We start from the raw sequence: 14,045 nt of genomic DNA on the forward strand, positions 1-14,045 counted from the left end.
TGTGCTTTACCGATTGGCCGCTCCGCCTTATGTCGAAAGTTCGGTATTAAGCGGAGCGGGCATGGCGAAAACACAACCCAGGGCGTGGCAGCGGATGCTGTCAGGACGCAGGCTTGATCTGCTTGATCCCACACCGGTCGATATCGAAATTGAGGATATTGCCCACGGTCTGGCCTTTGTCGCGCGCTGGAACGGGCAAACGAAGGGTGATTTTGCCTATTCGGTGGCCGAGCATTCGCTGTTGGTGACCGAAATCTTCAAACGCCAACAGCCCAAAGCCCCGGTCAAATGGCAGCTTGTCGCCTTACTGCATGATGCCCCCGAATATGTGATCGGCGATATGATCAGCCCGGTAAAGGCCGCCGTTGGTCCCGGTTATGGCGAGTTGGATGATCGGCTGACCGCTGCGATCCATCTGCGGTTTGGTCTGCCTGCGCAAATACCGGCGACTGTCAAAAAACAGATCAAGAAGGCCGATAAGCTTTCGGCCTGGCTGGAGGCGATCCAGATCGCAGGCTTTACGCAGGCGGAAGCTGACAAGTTCTTTGGCAAACAGGACCCGGCATTGGCGGACAGCCTGCGTATTCAACTCCGGCCACCCGTTGATGTCCGTGACGACTATACTGCGGTTTATCACAAATTGGCGGCCGCCTTATGATCATTCGACCGGCGCCTTTTGATGATACGCCGCATATGACTGCCCCGCTGAAATAAATCATCGCGATCGGCGGCACCACGGCCCCATCGGATCCATTTGGACGAAAACCAAATGCGGGGGCGCCAGATCGCTTCGATCCGCGCAGATAACGTGTCTTGTTCGTGCCATTGTGTAGGCATCGGTTTTCGCGACTATGACAATTGGCGGACCTAGCGCTGGCTGATGAAACCATGGTCCACAAGGTGCGCAAAACGGATAGGCACAGTTTTAATCGGATTGAAGCAACGCTCCCTTAATCTATGCAGGGCGATACTCTGGCAGCGCTGCTGCAGGAATCATACATGCTCCCAACCCGAAATCAGGCTGAACACGCCACAGCCCGCCTTTTCCTGCGCAGGCCAGACCGATTGTGGATTCACTACTGTTTCGCATTGGTGATTGTGTTTTGCCTGATCGTGGCGACCCACCTTATCAACCGCATCATGGTCGAACGCGGGCTTGTTGCCGCAGACGGTATCGCAAAGACCAGCGAACATATCCTGCTCGCACAAGACATTGTCGCACTCTCGGATGATTTGGTTGCAAGCGGGGCGACAGATCTTACGGGGCTGGAGAAAACAGTTGACAGGTTCGAGGTGATCTATGGGCGCATTTTGGCGACCCAAGTGCGCTCTGATACGCTTGATGGCCATTTCTTTGCAAAGGAATCGGGCGTGCATCAGCGGATGCGGGCCTTCATAGACATTGCCAGGCAGTTGCCAGATGCTCTGCCCGACGCAAGGCAAACCCTCAACATGCAAATCAAGCAGTTGTACGATAGCGAGTTGGAAACAGACCTGCTTTTGACGGCCAAACTCGTCGCCCGGCAAATTGAGGTTGAAGCAGCCTATTTCAGCAGGGTGCAGCGTGCGATGTTCGTTGCATCTGGTGTGGTGCTTTTGGCCGAAGCGCTCTTTATCTTTTTACCCGCTCAGCGATCTGTGCTGGCCAATATATATGCCATGCGAAAAAAAACGCAGGAGCTGCGCACCTCGCAAAAGCAACTGGAAGAAATGAACAGCCAGTTGGAACATACCATTAAGCATGACCAGTTGACGGGGCTACCCAACCGCAGATCTTTGACCGAATACCTGAATGATGCGGTTGCCACAAAGAACGCAGAAGGGTTCAACCTGCTGCTGGTGGGGCTTGATGATTTCAAGTCTATCAATGACACGATGGGGCACGACTATGGTGATGCGCTCTTGATTGCGGTCAGCCGGGCTTTGAAAAGCTGCGTTGACTACGACAACATTGTTGCCCATGTCGGCGGGGATGAGTTTGCGTTGATTTCGAGCGAACCGATACCCTACGTCGTTCAACGCATTGTGGCTTCGCTTCAAGAACCATTTGCCATCAAAGGGCGGCGCATTCCCATCAATGCCAGCATCGGACATTTGGAGATGGGTGGGGACGGCAAAGCGCCTCTCGATATTCTGGCGGATGCCGAGATCGCACTTCAATTTGCCAAGAATACCGGCGGAAACCGCGCGCAGGCCTATACGCAGCGTCTGCGGGACGATCTGAGCATGATGCAACAGCTGCAACTTGACCTGATGGACGCAATCGTCAACGGCGAAATCGAACCATGGTTTCAGCCACAAGTGCGCCTTTCTGACGGCCGCTTGCACGGTGCAGAGGTTCTTGCTCGCTGGCGGCATCCGACACGTGGCCTGCTGACGCCTGATGCCTTTCGCTGCAGCGGCAGAACGCGCAGGACTAATGATTGACCTTGACCACGCAATCTGGCGATCAGCTATGGATCACGCAAAAGCATGGGAGACCTCTGCGATTTGGAACCCTGTTATCTCGTTGAATGCCGCGCCAGACACGATTTCCGACCCTCACTTGCTAGAGCGTTTCTTGCTTACCCTGCAACGCTCGGGCCTGAGCGCCGATCAGGTGATCGTTGAAGTGCTGGAAACGACATTGATCAACGGCAAGGATGATATCGCCGCAATCAACATCGACAGCCTTGCAGATTGCGGGATCGCGCTGGAACTGGATGATTTCGGCACCGGCTATGCGTCTCTATCAAAGTTGACGCAGTTGCCCTTGGCCGGGATCAAGCTTGACCGATCACTTGTGGCACCCCTGCCCGATCAAGCAGCCGACAGCGTTGTGCGGGCCATTTTAGCCCTTGCTGCCGAATTGGGGCTTCATGTCGTGGCCGAAGGCGTGGAAGTGGATGAACAGGCCGCACATCTTAACGCGCGCGGTTGCGGGGTGGGGCAAGGGTATGGCTTTGGCAAGCCCATGCCAGCAGAAGAATTCACGCGCTGGCTTGAACTACACGCAAAAAACCCGGTTTTGGCTACTCAGGCGTTGACGCGCTTCGCCTGAGCCACTTGAGGATCATGCAGACAAACCGTATCTGGAGCGGGTAAGACTGACCAGAAAAGGGCAACGCATGGCCAATCATCTCTACCAGAACGATCTACCGGATGGGCTAGACCTTGGTCCTGTTGTCGCGATTGACTGTGAAACGATGGGGCTAAACCCGCATCGTGACCGGCTGTGCTTGATCCAGATGTCTGGCGGTGATGGCAATTGTCACCTGGTGCAGGTCACACCGGGGCAAACTGAAGCGCCGAACCTTTGTAAAATGCTGGAAAATCCCAATGTGTTGAAGCTGTTCCACTTTGGCCGTTTCGACATTGCCGCGCTGCTTAATGCCTTTGGCGCACTGACGGCACCCGTTTATTGTACCAAGATCGCATCCAAGTTGGTGCGCACTTATACGGACCGGCATGGCCTGAAAATCCTGTTGCAGGATATGGTCGGCATCGACATCTCCAAACACCAGCAACAAAGCGATTGGGGCGCGCCGCAGTTGAGCGAAGCGCAGCTTGACTATGCCGCGTCTGATGTCTTGTACCTGCACCAGCTCAAGGAAAAATTCGATGTGCTTCTGGCCCGCGAAAACCGGACCGAGATAGCGCAATCCTGTTTTGATTTCCTGCCAACGCGCGCCAAGCTTGATCTGGCTGGTTGGCCTGAAACAGATATCTTCGCGCACTGATGGCAGATCACGCTAAATTTCTGGCCGCCGCGCGACGGGTCGTCACCCAAGAAGCGGAGGCATTGACCGTTCTATCCGACCATTTGGGCGACAGTTTTGGCGCAGCGGTTGACCTGTTGTTGCACGCCAAAGGCCGGGTGATCGTATCCGGCATGGGGAAATCAGGGCATATCGCTCGCAAAATAGCCGCAACCTTTGCCAGCACCGGCACCCCTGCGCATTTTGTCCACCCCGCCGAGGCCAGCCACGGTGATCTGGGTATGATGACGCGCGGCGATGTTGTTCTGGTCCTGTCTAATTCTGGCGAAACACCCGAACTGGCGGATCTTGTGGCCTACACCCGCCGCTTTGGTATCCCTATGATCGGGGTGGCCAGCAAACCAAAAAGCACATTGCTACAACGGGCCGATGTCGCCATCGTGCTGCCTCAACTGGGCGAAGCCTGTGGAACGGGTGTCGTGCCCACGACCTCGACCACGATGACTTTGGCGCTTGGCGATGCCCTTGCCGTCGCGCTGATGGAGCACCGCGATTTCACGCCCGCGAATTTTCGCGAGTTTCATCCAGGTGGCAAACTGGGCGCACAGCTGTCCAAAGTCTCTGATCTGATGCATGTGGCAAATGCTGTCCCGCTTGTACCAGCCGACACACCGATGAGCGAAACGCTCTTGGTGATCAGTCAGAAAGGCTTTGGCGTCGTGGGCGTCACGGATGACAGCGACCGTTTGATCGGGATTGTCACTGATGGCGACTTACGGCGGCATATGGTCAACCTGCTGGACCATACAGCAAGCGAAGTGATGACGGCACAGCCCGCAACTGTATCACCTGATGCCTTGGCAGAAGAGGCCGTCGCCCTGATGAATGACAAGAAGATCACCTGCCTTTTTGCTGTTGATCCCGCCGGTACCGGTACTGCGGGCGGGTTCTTGCATATCCACGACTGCTTGCGCGCCGGGATTGTCTGACAATGGTTCCAGCCGACAACACCTATTCACAGCTTGTCGGATGGGCAAAAATCATCCTGCCGCTTTGCGCTTTGGGCCTGCTATCGACTTTGTTCCTACTCGCAAGTTCATCGACCGAGCCCGGCGAGATCACATTGGAAGAGGTGGAAACCATCGCACGCGAACAGCGTGTCTCGGCGCCAGAATTTTCGGGGCTGACCGACGACGGTGCAATCATTGTGATCTCGGCCAACTCCGCCCGCCCGGATAACACGCAGCCCGATAAAGTCAGCATAGATGATATCCTGATGCGCATGGACAATACTGACGGCAGCAGTATCGAAGTCACCGCAACACAAGGTGAAATTGATGGCCGCACGCAAGTGGCCAGTTTTCTGGGACTCGCCCGCCTTGTCACATCCAGCGGATATGAAATGGAAACAAACGGACTGATCGCTGAGTTGCAGACCGGGTTGGTCACAAGTGACGGGCTGTTGGAAATTCGTGCGCCCTTTGGACAGCTGACAGCCGGTAAAGTGACCTTTCGCGTGGCATCAGAAAATATCGCACAGCAGATGCTATTCACTGATGGCGTCCGCCTGTTATACAAACCGCAGACCCCGTGACCAAGGATACGGCACCTATGCTTCGACTGATCGCCCTTTGTGCAGCTCTCTTTGTCGTCACGGCAGGACCAGCTTTCGCCCAGTCCAACATCAATCTGGGCGGAATTGCGGTCGACACTTCCGCCGCCATCGAAGTGACGGCAGATAGCCTTTCGGTTGATCAGGCCAGTGGTAAAGCAGTGTTTAATGGCAACGTGATCATTGTTCAGGGCGACCTGCGCCTGACCGCGGGTCGGGTCGAGGTGCTTTACGGCACTGACACGTCTCAAATTGCGCGTCTGATCGCAACCGAAGCTGTGACTTTCGTAACGGCAGAGGAAGCTGCCGAGGCCCAAGAAGCAGACTATGATGTGACCACAGGGCTTCTGATTCTGGCGGGCGATGTTTTGCTAACCCAGGGCCCAAGTGCAATCTCTGCTGATCAGATGACAATCAACGTGACCGATGGCACTGCGGCTATGGACGGCCGCGTGCGGACCGTTCTGCAACAGGGCGACAACTGATGCAGGACGCCGCCCCTCAGCTATCTGTTCAGGATGGCGATGTTGGCCTGCACATTGTTAGCTTGCGAAAAAGCTATCGAAAAAGACCAGTCATCCGCGATGTCAGCATCGACCTTGCGCGTGGTGAAGTTGTGGCGTTGCTGGGGCCGAACGGTTCGGGTAAGACCACGTGTTTCTATTCCATCGCTGGGCTTGTCACCCCGGAAGGCGGGCGCGTCATCATCGATGGGCGTGATGTTACGACACTGCCGATGTATCGCCGTGCGCAACTTGGGATCGGGTATCTGCCGCAGGAAATGTCGATCTTTCGGGGTATGTCTGTGGAAGACAATATCATGTCGATTCTCGAAATTTCGGTATCCAACAGCCACCGCCGCCGCGAACGTCTGGAAGAACTACTGTCAGAGTTTTCGATCGAGCATCTGCGCCGTGCCTCTGCTATGGCATTGTCGGGCGGTGAACGCCGCCGGGTTGAGATTGCGCGCTGTCTTGCCGCAGGGCCAAAATATGTTCTGTTGGACGAACCTTTCGCCGGGGTGGATCCAATTGCCGTGGGTGAAATCCGGCATTTGGTAGCCGATCTCAAAAACCGTGGGATCGGCGTATTGATCACAGATCACAACGTGCAGGAAACACTGCAAATTGTTGATCGCGCATACATTCTGCACGATGGTAAAGTGCTGATGAGCGGGACAACCAGCGAAGTCATAGAGGACGAGAACGTGCGCCGGGTTTATCTTGGCAACAACTTCCGTGTGAACTGATTCTTTTGCAGTATTGACTACTGGATCATTGACAATCGGTGGGGATTCATCGCCAAATAGAGGTGATGACGAACCCATTCACTTTCCCTGTATGTTTTCCGGAAAATCTCCGGTTAGTTCAGGTAAGTTTAAGAATATCAGGGTGTTATCGGTATCCACTCATATGACAAAAAGTGGTATGCGCCTGTTTGGCAGGCCATGACCTACTTTCTGTCGTGACTACTAAAGGAGAAACGATGCGTTACCAAATCAGCGGAAAGCAAATCGACATTGGCACGGCTCTGCAGACCCACGTAAAGACAGAGTTGGAGGATATTCTGAGCAAATATGCCGGACGACCGACCGAAGCCTATGTTGTTTTCTCAAAGTCAGGCCATGAGTTTGTCTGCGAGTCCGTGGTGCATCTTTCGACGGGATTGAACGCTCAAGCGACTGGTAAAGCGAACGAAATTTATGCGGCTTTTGACGCAAGTTCTGAAAAAATGGACAAACAGCTGCGTCGTTATAAACGCCGCCTGAAAGACCACCACAAGGAGCGGTCACAACCAGTTGAACTTTCGGACGCTGGATCATATATCCTCGAATCAAGAGACGAGACTGATGAAGCTTCGCAGGATTCGGTGAACGCGATGATCGTCGCCGAGATGGAGACGAAAATTCCGTCGCTATCTGTTGGCGAAGCGGTTATGCAGATGGAACTGGCGAGTGCACCGGTATTGGTGTTCCGGAACGAAAAACATAACGGAGTGAACGTCGTCTACCGACGCGACGACGGAAACATTGGCTGGATCGACCCCCGCACAGCGGGCTAGACACCAACATCAAATGAAAGACGCGATCAATGCAACTTGGCACCATTCTGAAAGCGGATGCGGTGAAGTCTATTGCCTCTTGCACCAGCAAGAAGCGTCTTTTTCATGATTTGGGCGATCTCGCCGAGGCCAGCTATGGCTTGAGCGCTGTTGACGTTATTGACGCCCTGATTGATCGCGAAGCCCTGGGTCCAACGGGCGTTGGTCAGGGTATCGCTCTGCCACATGCCCGCATGGCCGGTGCTGAGGGCGTATTTGGTCTGTTTTTGCGACTTGAAAAGCCACTCGATTTTGATGCGATTGACCGCCAGCCCGTCGATCTGGTCTTTGCGCTGATCGCACCAGAGGACGCAGGCGTTGAACATCTTAAAGCACTAGCGCTGGTGTCTCGTACATTGCGCGACAATTCGGTCTGCAATAAATTGCGCTCTAACAGCGATGCCAACACGCTGCACACAATCCTGACCGAACTAGAAGCGTCGCAAGCGGCCTAAGACCAGCTCTCAAATCCGAATGCTGCGTAGTCGCGCCCATAGGCAGCGCGCGCTGCTTCTTCGAGGGATTGATCATAGATCGCTTTCAGCCGACCCTCCCATCTATGTGCCGTGTTCGTTAACGTGGGCGGATCGGGTATGTTTACGGCCCGCGCAAGGTGCTCAAGTTCTTCGCGCAGATTGTCTTCGCGAAGTACAAGATCCGGGACAGCGAACTGTGCCATACCCTGCAAAAGTGTCAGTTGGCTGGCCCATGACGGATCGACACGAATGCTTGTCTGTCCGGCCAGGTTCATCTTTAGGAATGTCAGGAACCCCAAGAAAGCGTGTTTGTGATCCTGATCCGAATAGGCCGTCTGATCATCCAGCGCTGGGTCGTTATCGGGCAACTTCAGTTTATGCACCCGGATCAGATTGGCCCGAATTTCAGGCAAGCCGCGCGGCCCCTTCAACAAGATCCGGTCACAAAAAGCAGCATGTGCCCGCGCCAAAGGGTGACGTAGCACGGCAAAGCTGCGGTGCGGATGATGTATGTCCTGCCATGCGCGCAAGGATTTTTGTGTGAATTTTTCAATCAGCACATCAGTTGACGCGCTATCAACCGCTGCAAGCCATTGCCGCACAGCGCGGTCTGGCCCCGACCGCAGCGGCATGTACATCAGCCCCGTCTTTGGTGCGGCGATGTAGGTGGGAATCGCCGGGCCCCGGTTAGGCTCGAAATGCGGGGTTCGTGCCAGAACAAACTGATCAAGACGCGCCAGCGCCTGTGTCATCTCATCATAGTTCTTGACCCGTTGCTCCAAAGGTTCCGGGTTTTGCTTTTTCAGCTTCTTGTTCACGTTTGGCAGGCGGGCATCCACACCCAAAAACCGCGCGAGACCGTTCAGCACATCCACATCCCGGAGATCGTCATAGTTGATGTGAAATGCTGTCTGACCGGTCACCTGAAGGGTGCGTTGTATACGCAATTGAAAAGCCTGGATCGCATCAAGATGGGCTTCGAATTCAGCGGGATCAAAGGTGATCGCCACCGACTTGGAATGTGTCGCATTTGTCAGCTTCCACTGGCCCGTGGCCTGTGCGATTTTCCAACTGACAAAGCTGTCCAGCGGATTGCGCGTCAGGATGATTTTGGCACAGCGCGGATCATCAATACATGTATCCAGAACGCGCGGGTCATGGTTGTGAAAATACCGAAACCCTGCCAGGTCGTCGCCGTCCCTGATCTTTTTCAGTAAGGCGTGCGGGTCTTTTTCGCGGGAATCACGGTCAACACCTAACACTTCGTCAATCTTGGGGTAGCCAACGAACGCAGGGTTAAAAGCCTCCCCATGGCAACTGACCCCGTCCAACATGTTCAGGTTCGCTTCCAACAAGTTGGACCCCGTGCGCATTTCAGCCAACAGGATAAAAGAATGAAACCTGCTCATTTCCCGCTAATCACGTAAGGTTTGCGACGAGGGGTTGGCTTTGTCTGCCGGGTATTTCCCCCGGTAATGTCACCCGTCAGGAACGGGTGCATTCCTTGATTCTTCAAGTCTTGCAGAAAGTCTGGCAAGCCTGTCAAATCGGGCATCTTCGGCACTTCCTTCAACGCATTCCCGCGGTGCCCCGCAATTTCATCAATGATGGTTTGAAGCACATCCATTGGTGCCTCGATGAACTGTGCGAGGGTCATGATCCTGATCCGCGCCCGTGCTTCCGGCGAGCGCAGGACCTTAAGAAACTTGTCTTCAATCCGTTGCAAGCGCGCGGCCTCGGTTCGGACGTCACTGGCCGACCGGCCCGAAGCAAACAGCGGAATTGACCAAGCACCGGACACCACCCAAATGCTGGCGTTGGTATCCCGAGCCAACGTCCAGCGTATTTCTTGTGTATCCGCAGGCCCAAACTGGAAACATTGATGTTGGTCCCGACCATTCCAGATCAGGTTGGTCAGAAACATTTTGCCGTGATAGTCGCGCAGCCGCGCATTATCAGACAGCCCGCCGCGATAAACCACGCTTCCGTCAGCGAAATGTGCCCGGTCTTTTGCAAACAGATGCCCATGCACCTGCGCACCCGTTTGCCGCGTCAGCCACACCGGAAAATCAGGGAATACATTGTCCAGCCCTTGCAGCACCGCATAGGGGGCGGCAGCGATACAAGACTGACGGTCAATGCTGGGATAACGGCTTTGCATATAAAGACCGGCGCGGCCCAATATTCGTCGCTCGACCGCTTGCGAAAAGACCCGGTCGACCGCACCAGAATTCGGTTCCTCATCAGCACTCAGCGGATCATCGGACAACGGAAACATCTGATAAAGCTGGTCCGCGTCACGCCATATCTTACGCGCAACAAAACTCTTTGAACGTTGCAGCAGTTCGGCGTGATCATTGAAAAAGATATGCGGCTTGCCTTGATAATCGAACTTGGCCAAGGTCAGAGATCGGCTTTCCACCTTGCGGGCATGCAGGCGGGTCAGCGTTTGGTAATAGCTCTCATCGGGAATCCAGACTTTGCGAAAATAGGCATCATACGTCGCGCGGTTGGGGTCACTTAGGATCGCATCAAGTGTTTGCCGGGTCAGGCACCACCATTGCGACCCCATATGTGGCACGATCCCATCGGGGATGTTGCGCCGGTAACCCAGCATTTGTTGTAGTTTAACGAGCCCATCGAATAAACGCCGGTGTTTTTTCCATGCAAAGGGGAACTTGAGAGTGAACCGTTCCCGATCCAACCCACCTACGGTCCAGGGCACATCTGCCGTCGTCGCGCTCTCGATAAAATCCGTGTCCGGGTGGGCGTCCAAATAGCATTGCAGATCAGCGATCGGGCGTAACGGCAGACAGGCCCCAGACGCCAGAAACGCGTGCTGCACATCCGGGAACTCCTCAAGCAAGAGCGTCGCTGCCTCTTGCGACGCGGCGACCAGCCCCCAGGTCCCCCACTCGCACCGGTGCCTTTTTGAAAAGCGTACATCGGGCAGATCGGCCAGCGATTGGGAAAAAGTGTCATAGGTCGCAACCGGCACATTGCTATCCACATGCACCACAACCGGGCATCCGGCAGCGGCCCAATGGCGCACCATCTGTTCCGCCCGGTCAAACGCCGTGTGCACCAGCATGATGATACCCAAACTCATGCCCAGTTCCCTTTAGACATCAGGCCCAGTACTTCGAGTTGACGCCAGTTAAGGTATTGCTCGCTCCACTGACACCATAAGTCAGGGTCCGCGCCATAGCGTTCGGCGTAAGTCTTATATTCCTGACCACTGCGGTAGTGTTCGGCGCGCTGTGCCTCCTCGGTCGCGCGGTCCCCGAAAGTGTTCAGGAATTTCGCATGCAGCAAGATACCTGACGTCTTCTCCCCACCCTGCTGGTCATAAACCAGATTGAGCCCGCGCGGCAGCATCATATGGGTTGAGCTGACATAGGCATAAGGCTTACGCCACTTGACGAAAGGTATTTTGTTCAGCGCAGGTGCCTGTTTTGGCTTCGTCGCAAAGAAACTGCGCGCACGTGGGCCACCCTGAATCCAGAGATTCTTGAGCAGTTTATTCTGCGTCATAAAGTAGTTGCCGGGATCAAACCAATTGACCGTTTCAAACGGATCATCCCCGCGCATATAGGCCGTCTGCCCAACGGGCCCTTTGGGGTACATGTCCAGCAACATCGCCCCGAATGAACGCACTTGGGATGCATCCAGCCAATCGGCCAAAGCGCGAATAGGTCGCGTATCGCAGAACGGATAAACAAAGAACTCATCCACATCGACGGTCAACGCCCAGTGCCCATCCGCATATTTGCCCTGCAGATAGGTCAGCCAGTCCACACCATAGCGTGCGTCGCCATAAGGGGCGTCCGTGCGCCACAACGATACGTCAGGTTGCGCTTGCGCAAAGGCGGGCCCCGCGTCTTCGCTGCCATTGTTGATCATCAGGAAATGATTGATGCCCAGCTTACGATAGTAGTCAAAAAAGAATGGCAGCCGCACGTCTTCGTTGCGGAAGGTACAAAACAGCAGCACGTCATCAGGGCCAATATCGCCGGTCCGGTCGGACACCGGCAGCAACTCGCGCCCTTTGCGCAAAGCCCGCGCACGCAAGCGCTTGCGCTGCCACCGCAGCCGATATGATGTCAGAAAGCTCACGCCTGATGTGACCTGTTTGTCCCGTTACCATTTACCATATCAGACCCAACGCCCTTTGGTCATCAACCTAAGTTCAACCAATTGCGCGGGCCCATGATAGGGACAAGACCCATCGTACCAAAGGTCAGGGCCTTCAGTCAGCTTGCGATGGTAATCCTGATACAGCGCCGTGTTCTGGAAATGCTGCTTGCGTGTCAATTCTTCGGCAGATTTCGCGGCCACGATGGGCAGGAACTTGGTGTGCAGCAATGCACCGCTGACCTTACTATTGCCTTCGAGGTCAAACACATCGTGCAAACGGGTTGGCAAGATTTGATGAGTCGAGCTGACATAGGCATAGCGCCACGACCACCGCACCAAAGGCGTCTTGTTGAGCGTTGGCGCACGGGCGGGCTCATCTGCGAAAAAGACTCGTTCACGCACGCCACCCTGTATCCACAGATTTTGATAATAGTGGTGCAGTTGACTGCGGTAGTTGCCCGCATCAAACCAACACAGCGCCCGGGTTGGATCATCGCCGGGCGTATACGTGACCAACCCCAACGGTCCCTTGGGATAAAGATCAAGCATAAGCGTGCCAAACGACGCCTCGCCCTGACCATCCAGCCACGTTGTTAGCGCGCGCAAATCGCGGTTTTCGCAATCGGGATAGGTCAGCAACTCGTCCGCATCGACGGTCAGACACCAATGCTGGTTCCCATATTGCCATTGTAACCACCCAAGCCAATCCATCCCAAACCGTGACAACCGATAGCTGTGCGCTGTCGTCCACAACGAAACGTCAGGCTGCTTTGCCAGAAACGCAGCCGTGCCGTCATCGCTGCCGTTATCAACAAACAGAAAATGGTTAATTCCAAGTTTGCGGTAGTAGGCCAAAAAATGCGGGAGCCGGACCATTTCATTTCTTACCGTCGAAAACGCGAGGATTGCATCGGCAGAAATCTGCTGCGTCCGATCAACCGAAACGGTCAACTCTTTGCGCTTGCGCCATATCCGAAACAGAAACCGCCTGCGTTTCCAACGCAGGCGGTAAGCATGCCAAAGGCTGGTCCGAGGTGGTGACATGGGCGCCTACTGCGCGGCCTGCTTGGCCACTTGCAACTGCGTCAGAAACGCATCGAGTTCATCGCGCAGGTCGTCGCGGGCCAATGCGAAAGCTACCGTGGCCTGCAAAAACCCGCCTTGGAACCGCAGTCATAACGTTGACCCTCAAACCGGTAGCCGAACACGTCACGACCGGATCGAATTTCCTCGGCAATCGCATCAGTCAGTTGGATCTCACCACCTGCGCCACGTCCAACATGATCAAAATTCGCAAGCACCTGTGGCGTCAGAATATAACGCCCGATCACTGCAAGATTCGACGGCGCTGTACCTGCTGGTGGTTTCTCGACCATTCCGCGCGCAGTCACGATACGCGGGCTTTGGTCTTCTACGTCCAACACACCATAAGCCGACGTTTGTTCGGGCGGCACTTCCATCGTGGCGACCATCGCGCCGCCGGTTTCCTGATACGCCTCGACCATCTGCTGCAAGCATGGTTTGTCGCCTGCAATCACGTCATCAGGCAGGATAACAGCAAAAGGTTCATCCCCAATCAGTTTGCGGGCGCACGACACAGCATGCCCAAGGCCCAGCGCCTTATGCTGCCGCAGATAAGCAATTGTGCCGCTGTCCATGTTGGTGTTGCGCAGAACCTTCAGCAGTTCCATCTTGCTTAAGGCCGCTGCAAGTGAAGCTTCCAGATCGGGGGCCAGATCAAAGTAATCCTCTAACGCGGATTTGCCCCTTGAGGTGACAAAGATAAAATCCTCGATCCCAGCCGCGCGGGCTTCGTCAATTGCATATTGGATCAGCGGGCGATCCACCAAGGTCATGATCTCTTTTGGCACAGATTTCGTTGCAGGCAGGAACCGCGTACCCAAGCCTGCGACAGGGAATATAGCTTTTGATACTTTTCTGTTCATCCAACCAATCCTCAAAACGTGTGATGCTGAAGCAATAGCCCACCCGCAATATTATAAAGGTAATGCGGCAGAATTT

The 14,045-nt window shown here is 54.9% G+C and carries 14 protein-coding genes and 1 pseudogene; 10 read left to right on the plus strand and 5 right to left on the minus strand.

The annotated features are described in order from the left end of the window. The first annotated feature begins 61 nt into the window (after nt 1-61). The 10 genes from QTO30_RS13825 (at nt 62) to QTO30_RS13870 (ending at nt 7,865) form a co-directional block, all read left to right on the plus strand. A complete protein-coding gene (locus QTO30_RS13825) occupies nt 62-658 on the plus strand; it encodes an HD family hydrolase (RefSeq protein ID WP_340424682.1) in 597 nt (198 codons plus the stop codon). A 341-nt stretch (nt 659-999) separates the two neighbouring features. Beyond that, nucleotides 1,000-2,427 carry a diguanylate cyclase domain-containing protein gene (locus QTO30_RS13830; protein WP_340424683.1) on the plus strand — a complete coding sequence of 476 codons (1,428 nt, stop codon included), beginning with the start codon at nt 1,000-1,002 and terminating at the stop codon, nt 2,425-2,427. After that, nucleotides 2,420-3,040: an EAL domain-containing protein gene (locus QTO30_RS13835; protein ID WP_340425941.1), complete on the plus strand. Its 621-nt coding sequence runs from the start codon at nt 2,420-2,422 to the stop codon at nt 3,038-3,040. The genes QTO30_RS13830 and QTO30_RS13835 overlap by 8 nt, the downstream gene beginning before the upstream one ends. 67 nt (nt 3,041-3,107) lie before the next feature. Further along, nucleotides 3,108-3,719 carry a ribonuclease D gene (locus QTO30_RS13840; protein ID WP_340424685.1) on the plus strand — a complete coding sequence of 204 codons (612 nt, stop codon included), beginning with the start codon at nt 3,108-3,110 and terminating at the stop codon, nt 3,717-3,719. Continuing rightward, nucleotides 3,719-4,687 (plus strand): KpsF/GutQ family sugar-phosphate isomerase, encoded by a 969-nt coding sequence (locus QTO30_RS13845; protein WP_340424686.1) that lies wholly within the window; start codon nt 3,719-3,721, stop codon nt 4,685-4,687. The genes QTO30_RS13840 and QTO30_RS13845 overlap by 1 nt, the downstream gene beginning before the upstream one ends. A gap of 2 nt (nt 4,688-4,689) precedes the next feature. Then, nucleotides 4,690-5,292, plus strand: a complete 603-nt coding sequence (locus tag QTO30_RS13850) for a hypothetical protein (protein WP_340424687.1) — start codon at nt 4,690-4,692, stop codon at nt 5,290-5,292. 17 nt (nt 5,293-5,309) lie between these two features. After that, nucleotides 5,310-5,795 (plus strand): LptA/OstA family protein, encoded by a 486-nt coding sequence (locus tag QTO30_RS13855; RefSeq protein ID WP_340424688.1) that lies wholly within the window; start codon nt 5,310-5,312, stop codon nt 5,793-5,795. Continuing rightward, a complete protein-coding gene (gene lptB / locus QTO30_RS13860; RefSeq protein WP_340424689.1) occupies nt 5,795-6,559 on the plus strand; it encodes an LPS export ABC transporter ATP-binding protein in 765 nt (254 codons plus the stop codon). Before QTO30_RS13855 ends, lptB begins: the two co-directional genes overlap by 1 nt. A gap of 236 nt (nt 6,560-6,795) precedes the next feature. Next, nucleotides 6,796-7,371 carry a ribosome hibernation-promoting factor, HPF/YfiA family gene (gene hpf / locus QTO30_RS13865; RefSeq protein WP_340424690.1) on the plus strand — a complete coding sequence of 192 codons (576 nt, stop codon included), beginning with the start codon at nt 6,796-6,798 and terminating at the stop codon, nt 7,369-7,371. 29 nt (nt 7,372-7,400) lie between these two features. Further along, a complete protein-coding gene (locus QTO30_RS13870; protein ID WP_340424691.1) occupies nt 7,401-7,865 on the plus strand; it encodes a PTS sugar transporter subunit IIA in 465 nt (154 codons plus the stop codon). Here QTO30_RS13870 and QTO30_RS13875 read toward each other — a convergent pair. The 5 genes and pseudogenes from QTO30_RS13875 to QTO30_RS13895 all read right to left on the minus strand — a co-directional run bounded on the left by QTO30_RS13875 (nt 7,862) and on the right by QTO30_RS13895 (nt 13,969). Then, nucleotides 7,862-9,295 (minus strand): sulfotransferase family 2 domain-containing protein, encoded by a 1,434-nt coding sequence (locus tag QTO30_RS13875; RefSeq protein ID WP_340424692.1) that lies wholly within the window; start codon nt 9,293-9,295, stop codon nt 7,862-7,864. The genes QTO30_RS13870 and QTO30_RS13875 overlap by 4 nt on opposite strands. Continuing rightward, a complete protein-coding gene (locus QTO30_RS13880; RefSeq protein ID WP_340424693.1) occupies nt 9,292-10,995 on the minus strand; it encodes a DUF5927 domain-containing protein in 1,704 nt (567 codons plus the stop codon). The genes QTO30_RS13875 and QTO30_RS13880 overlap by 4 nt, the downstream gene beginning before the upstream one ends. Further along, on the minus strand, nt 10,992-12,002 hold the full coding sequence (locus QTO30_RS13885) for a glycosyltransferase family 2 protein (protein ID WP_340424694.1): 1,011 nt from the start codon (nt 12,000-12,002) through the stop codon (nt 10,992-10,994). The genes QTO30_RS13880 and QTO30_RS13885 overlap by 4 nt, the downstream gene beginning before the upstream one ends. A gap of 39 nt (nt 12,003-12,041) precedes the next feature. Beyond that, on the minus strand, nt 12,042-13,067 hold the full coding sequence (locus QTO30_RS13890) for a glycosyltransferase family 2 protein (protein WP_340424695.1): 1,026 nt from the start codon (nt 13,065-13,067) through the stop codon (nt 12,042-12,044). A 6-nt stretch (nt 13,068-13,073) separates the two neighbouring features. Next, nucleotides 13,074-13,969 (minus strand): annotated as a pseudogene (locus QTO30_RS13895) (UTP--glucose-1-phosphate uridylyltransferase). Nucleotides 13,970-14,045 lie beyond the last annotated feature (76 nt).

The sequence above is a fragment of the Yoonia sp. GPGPB17 genome (assembly GCF_037892195.1).
Taxonomy (GTDB): domain Bacteria; phylum Pseudomonadota; class Alphaproteobacteria; order Rhodobacterales; family Rhodobacteraceae; genus Yoonia.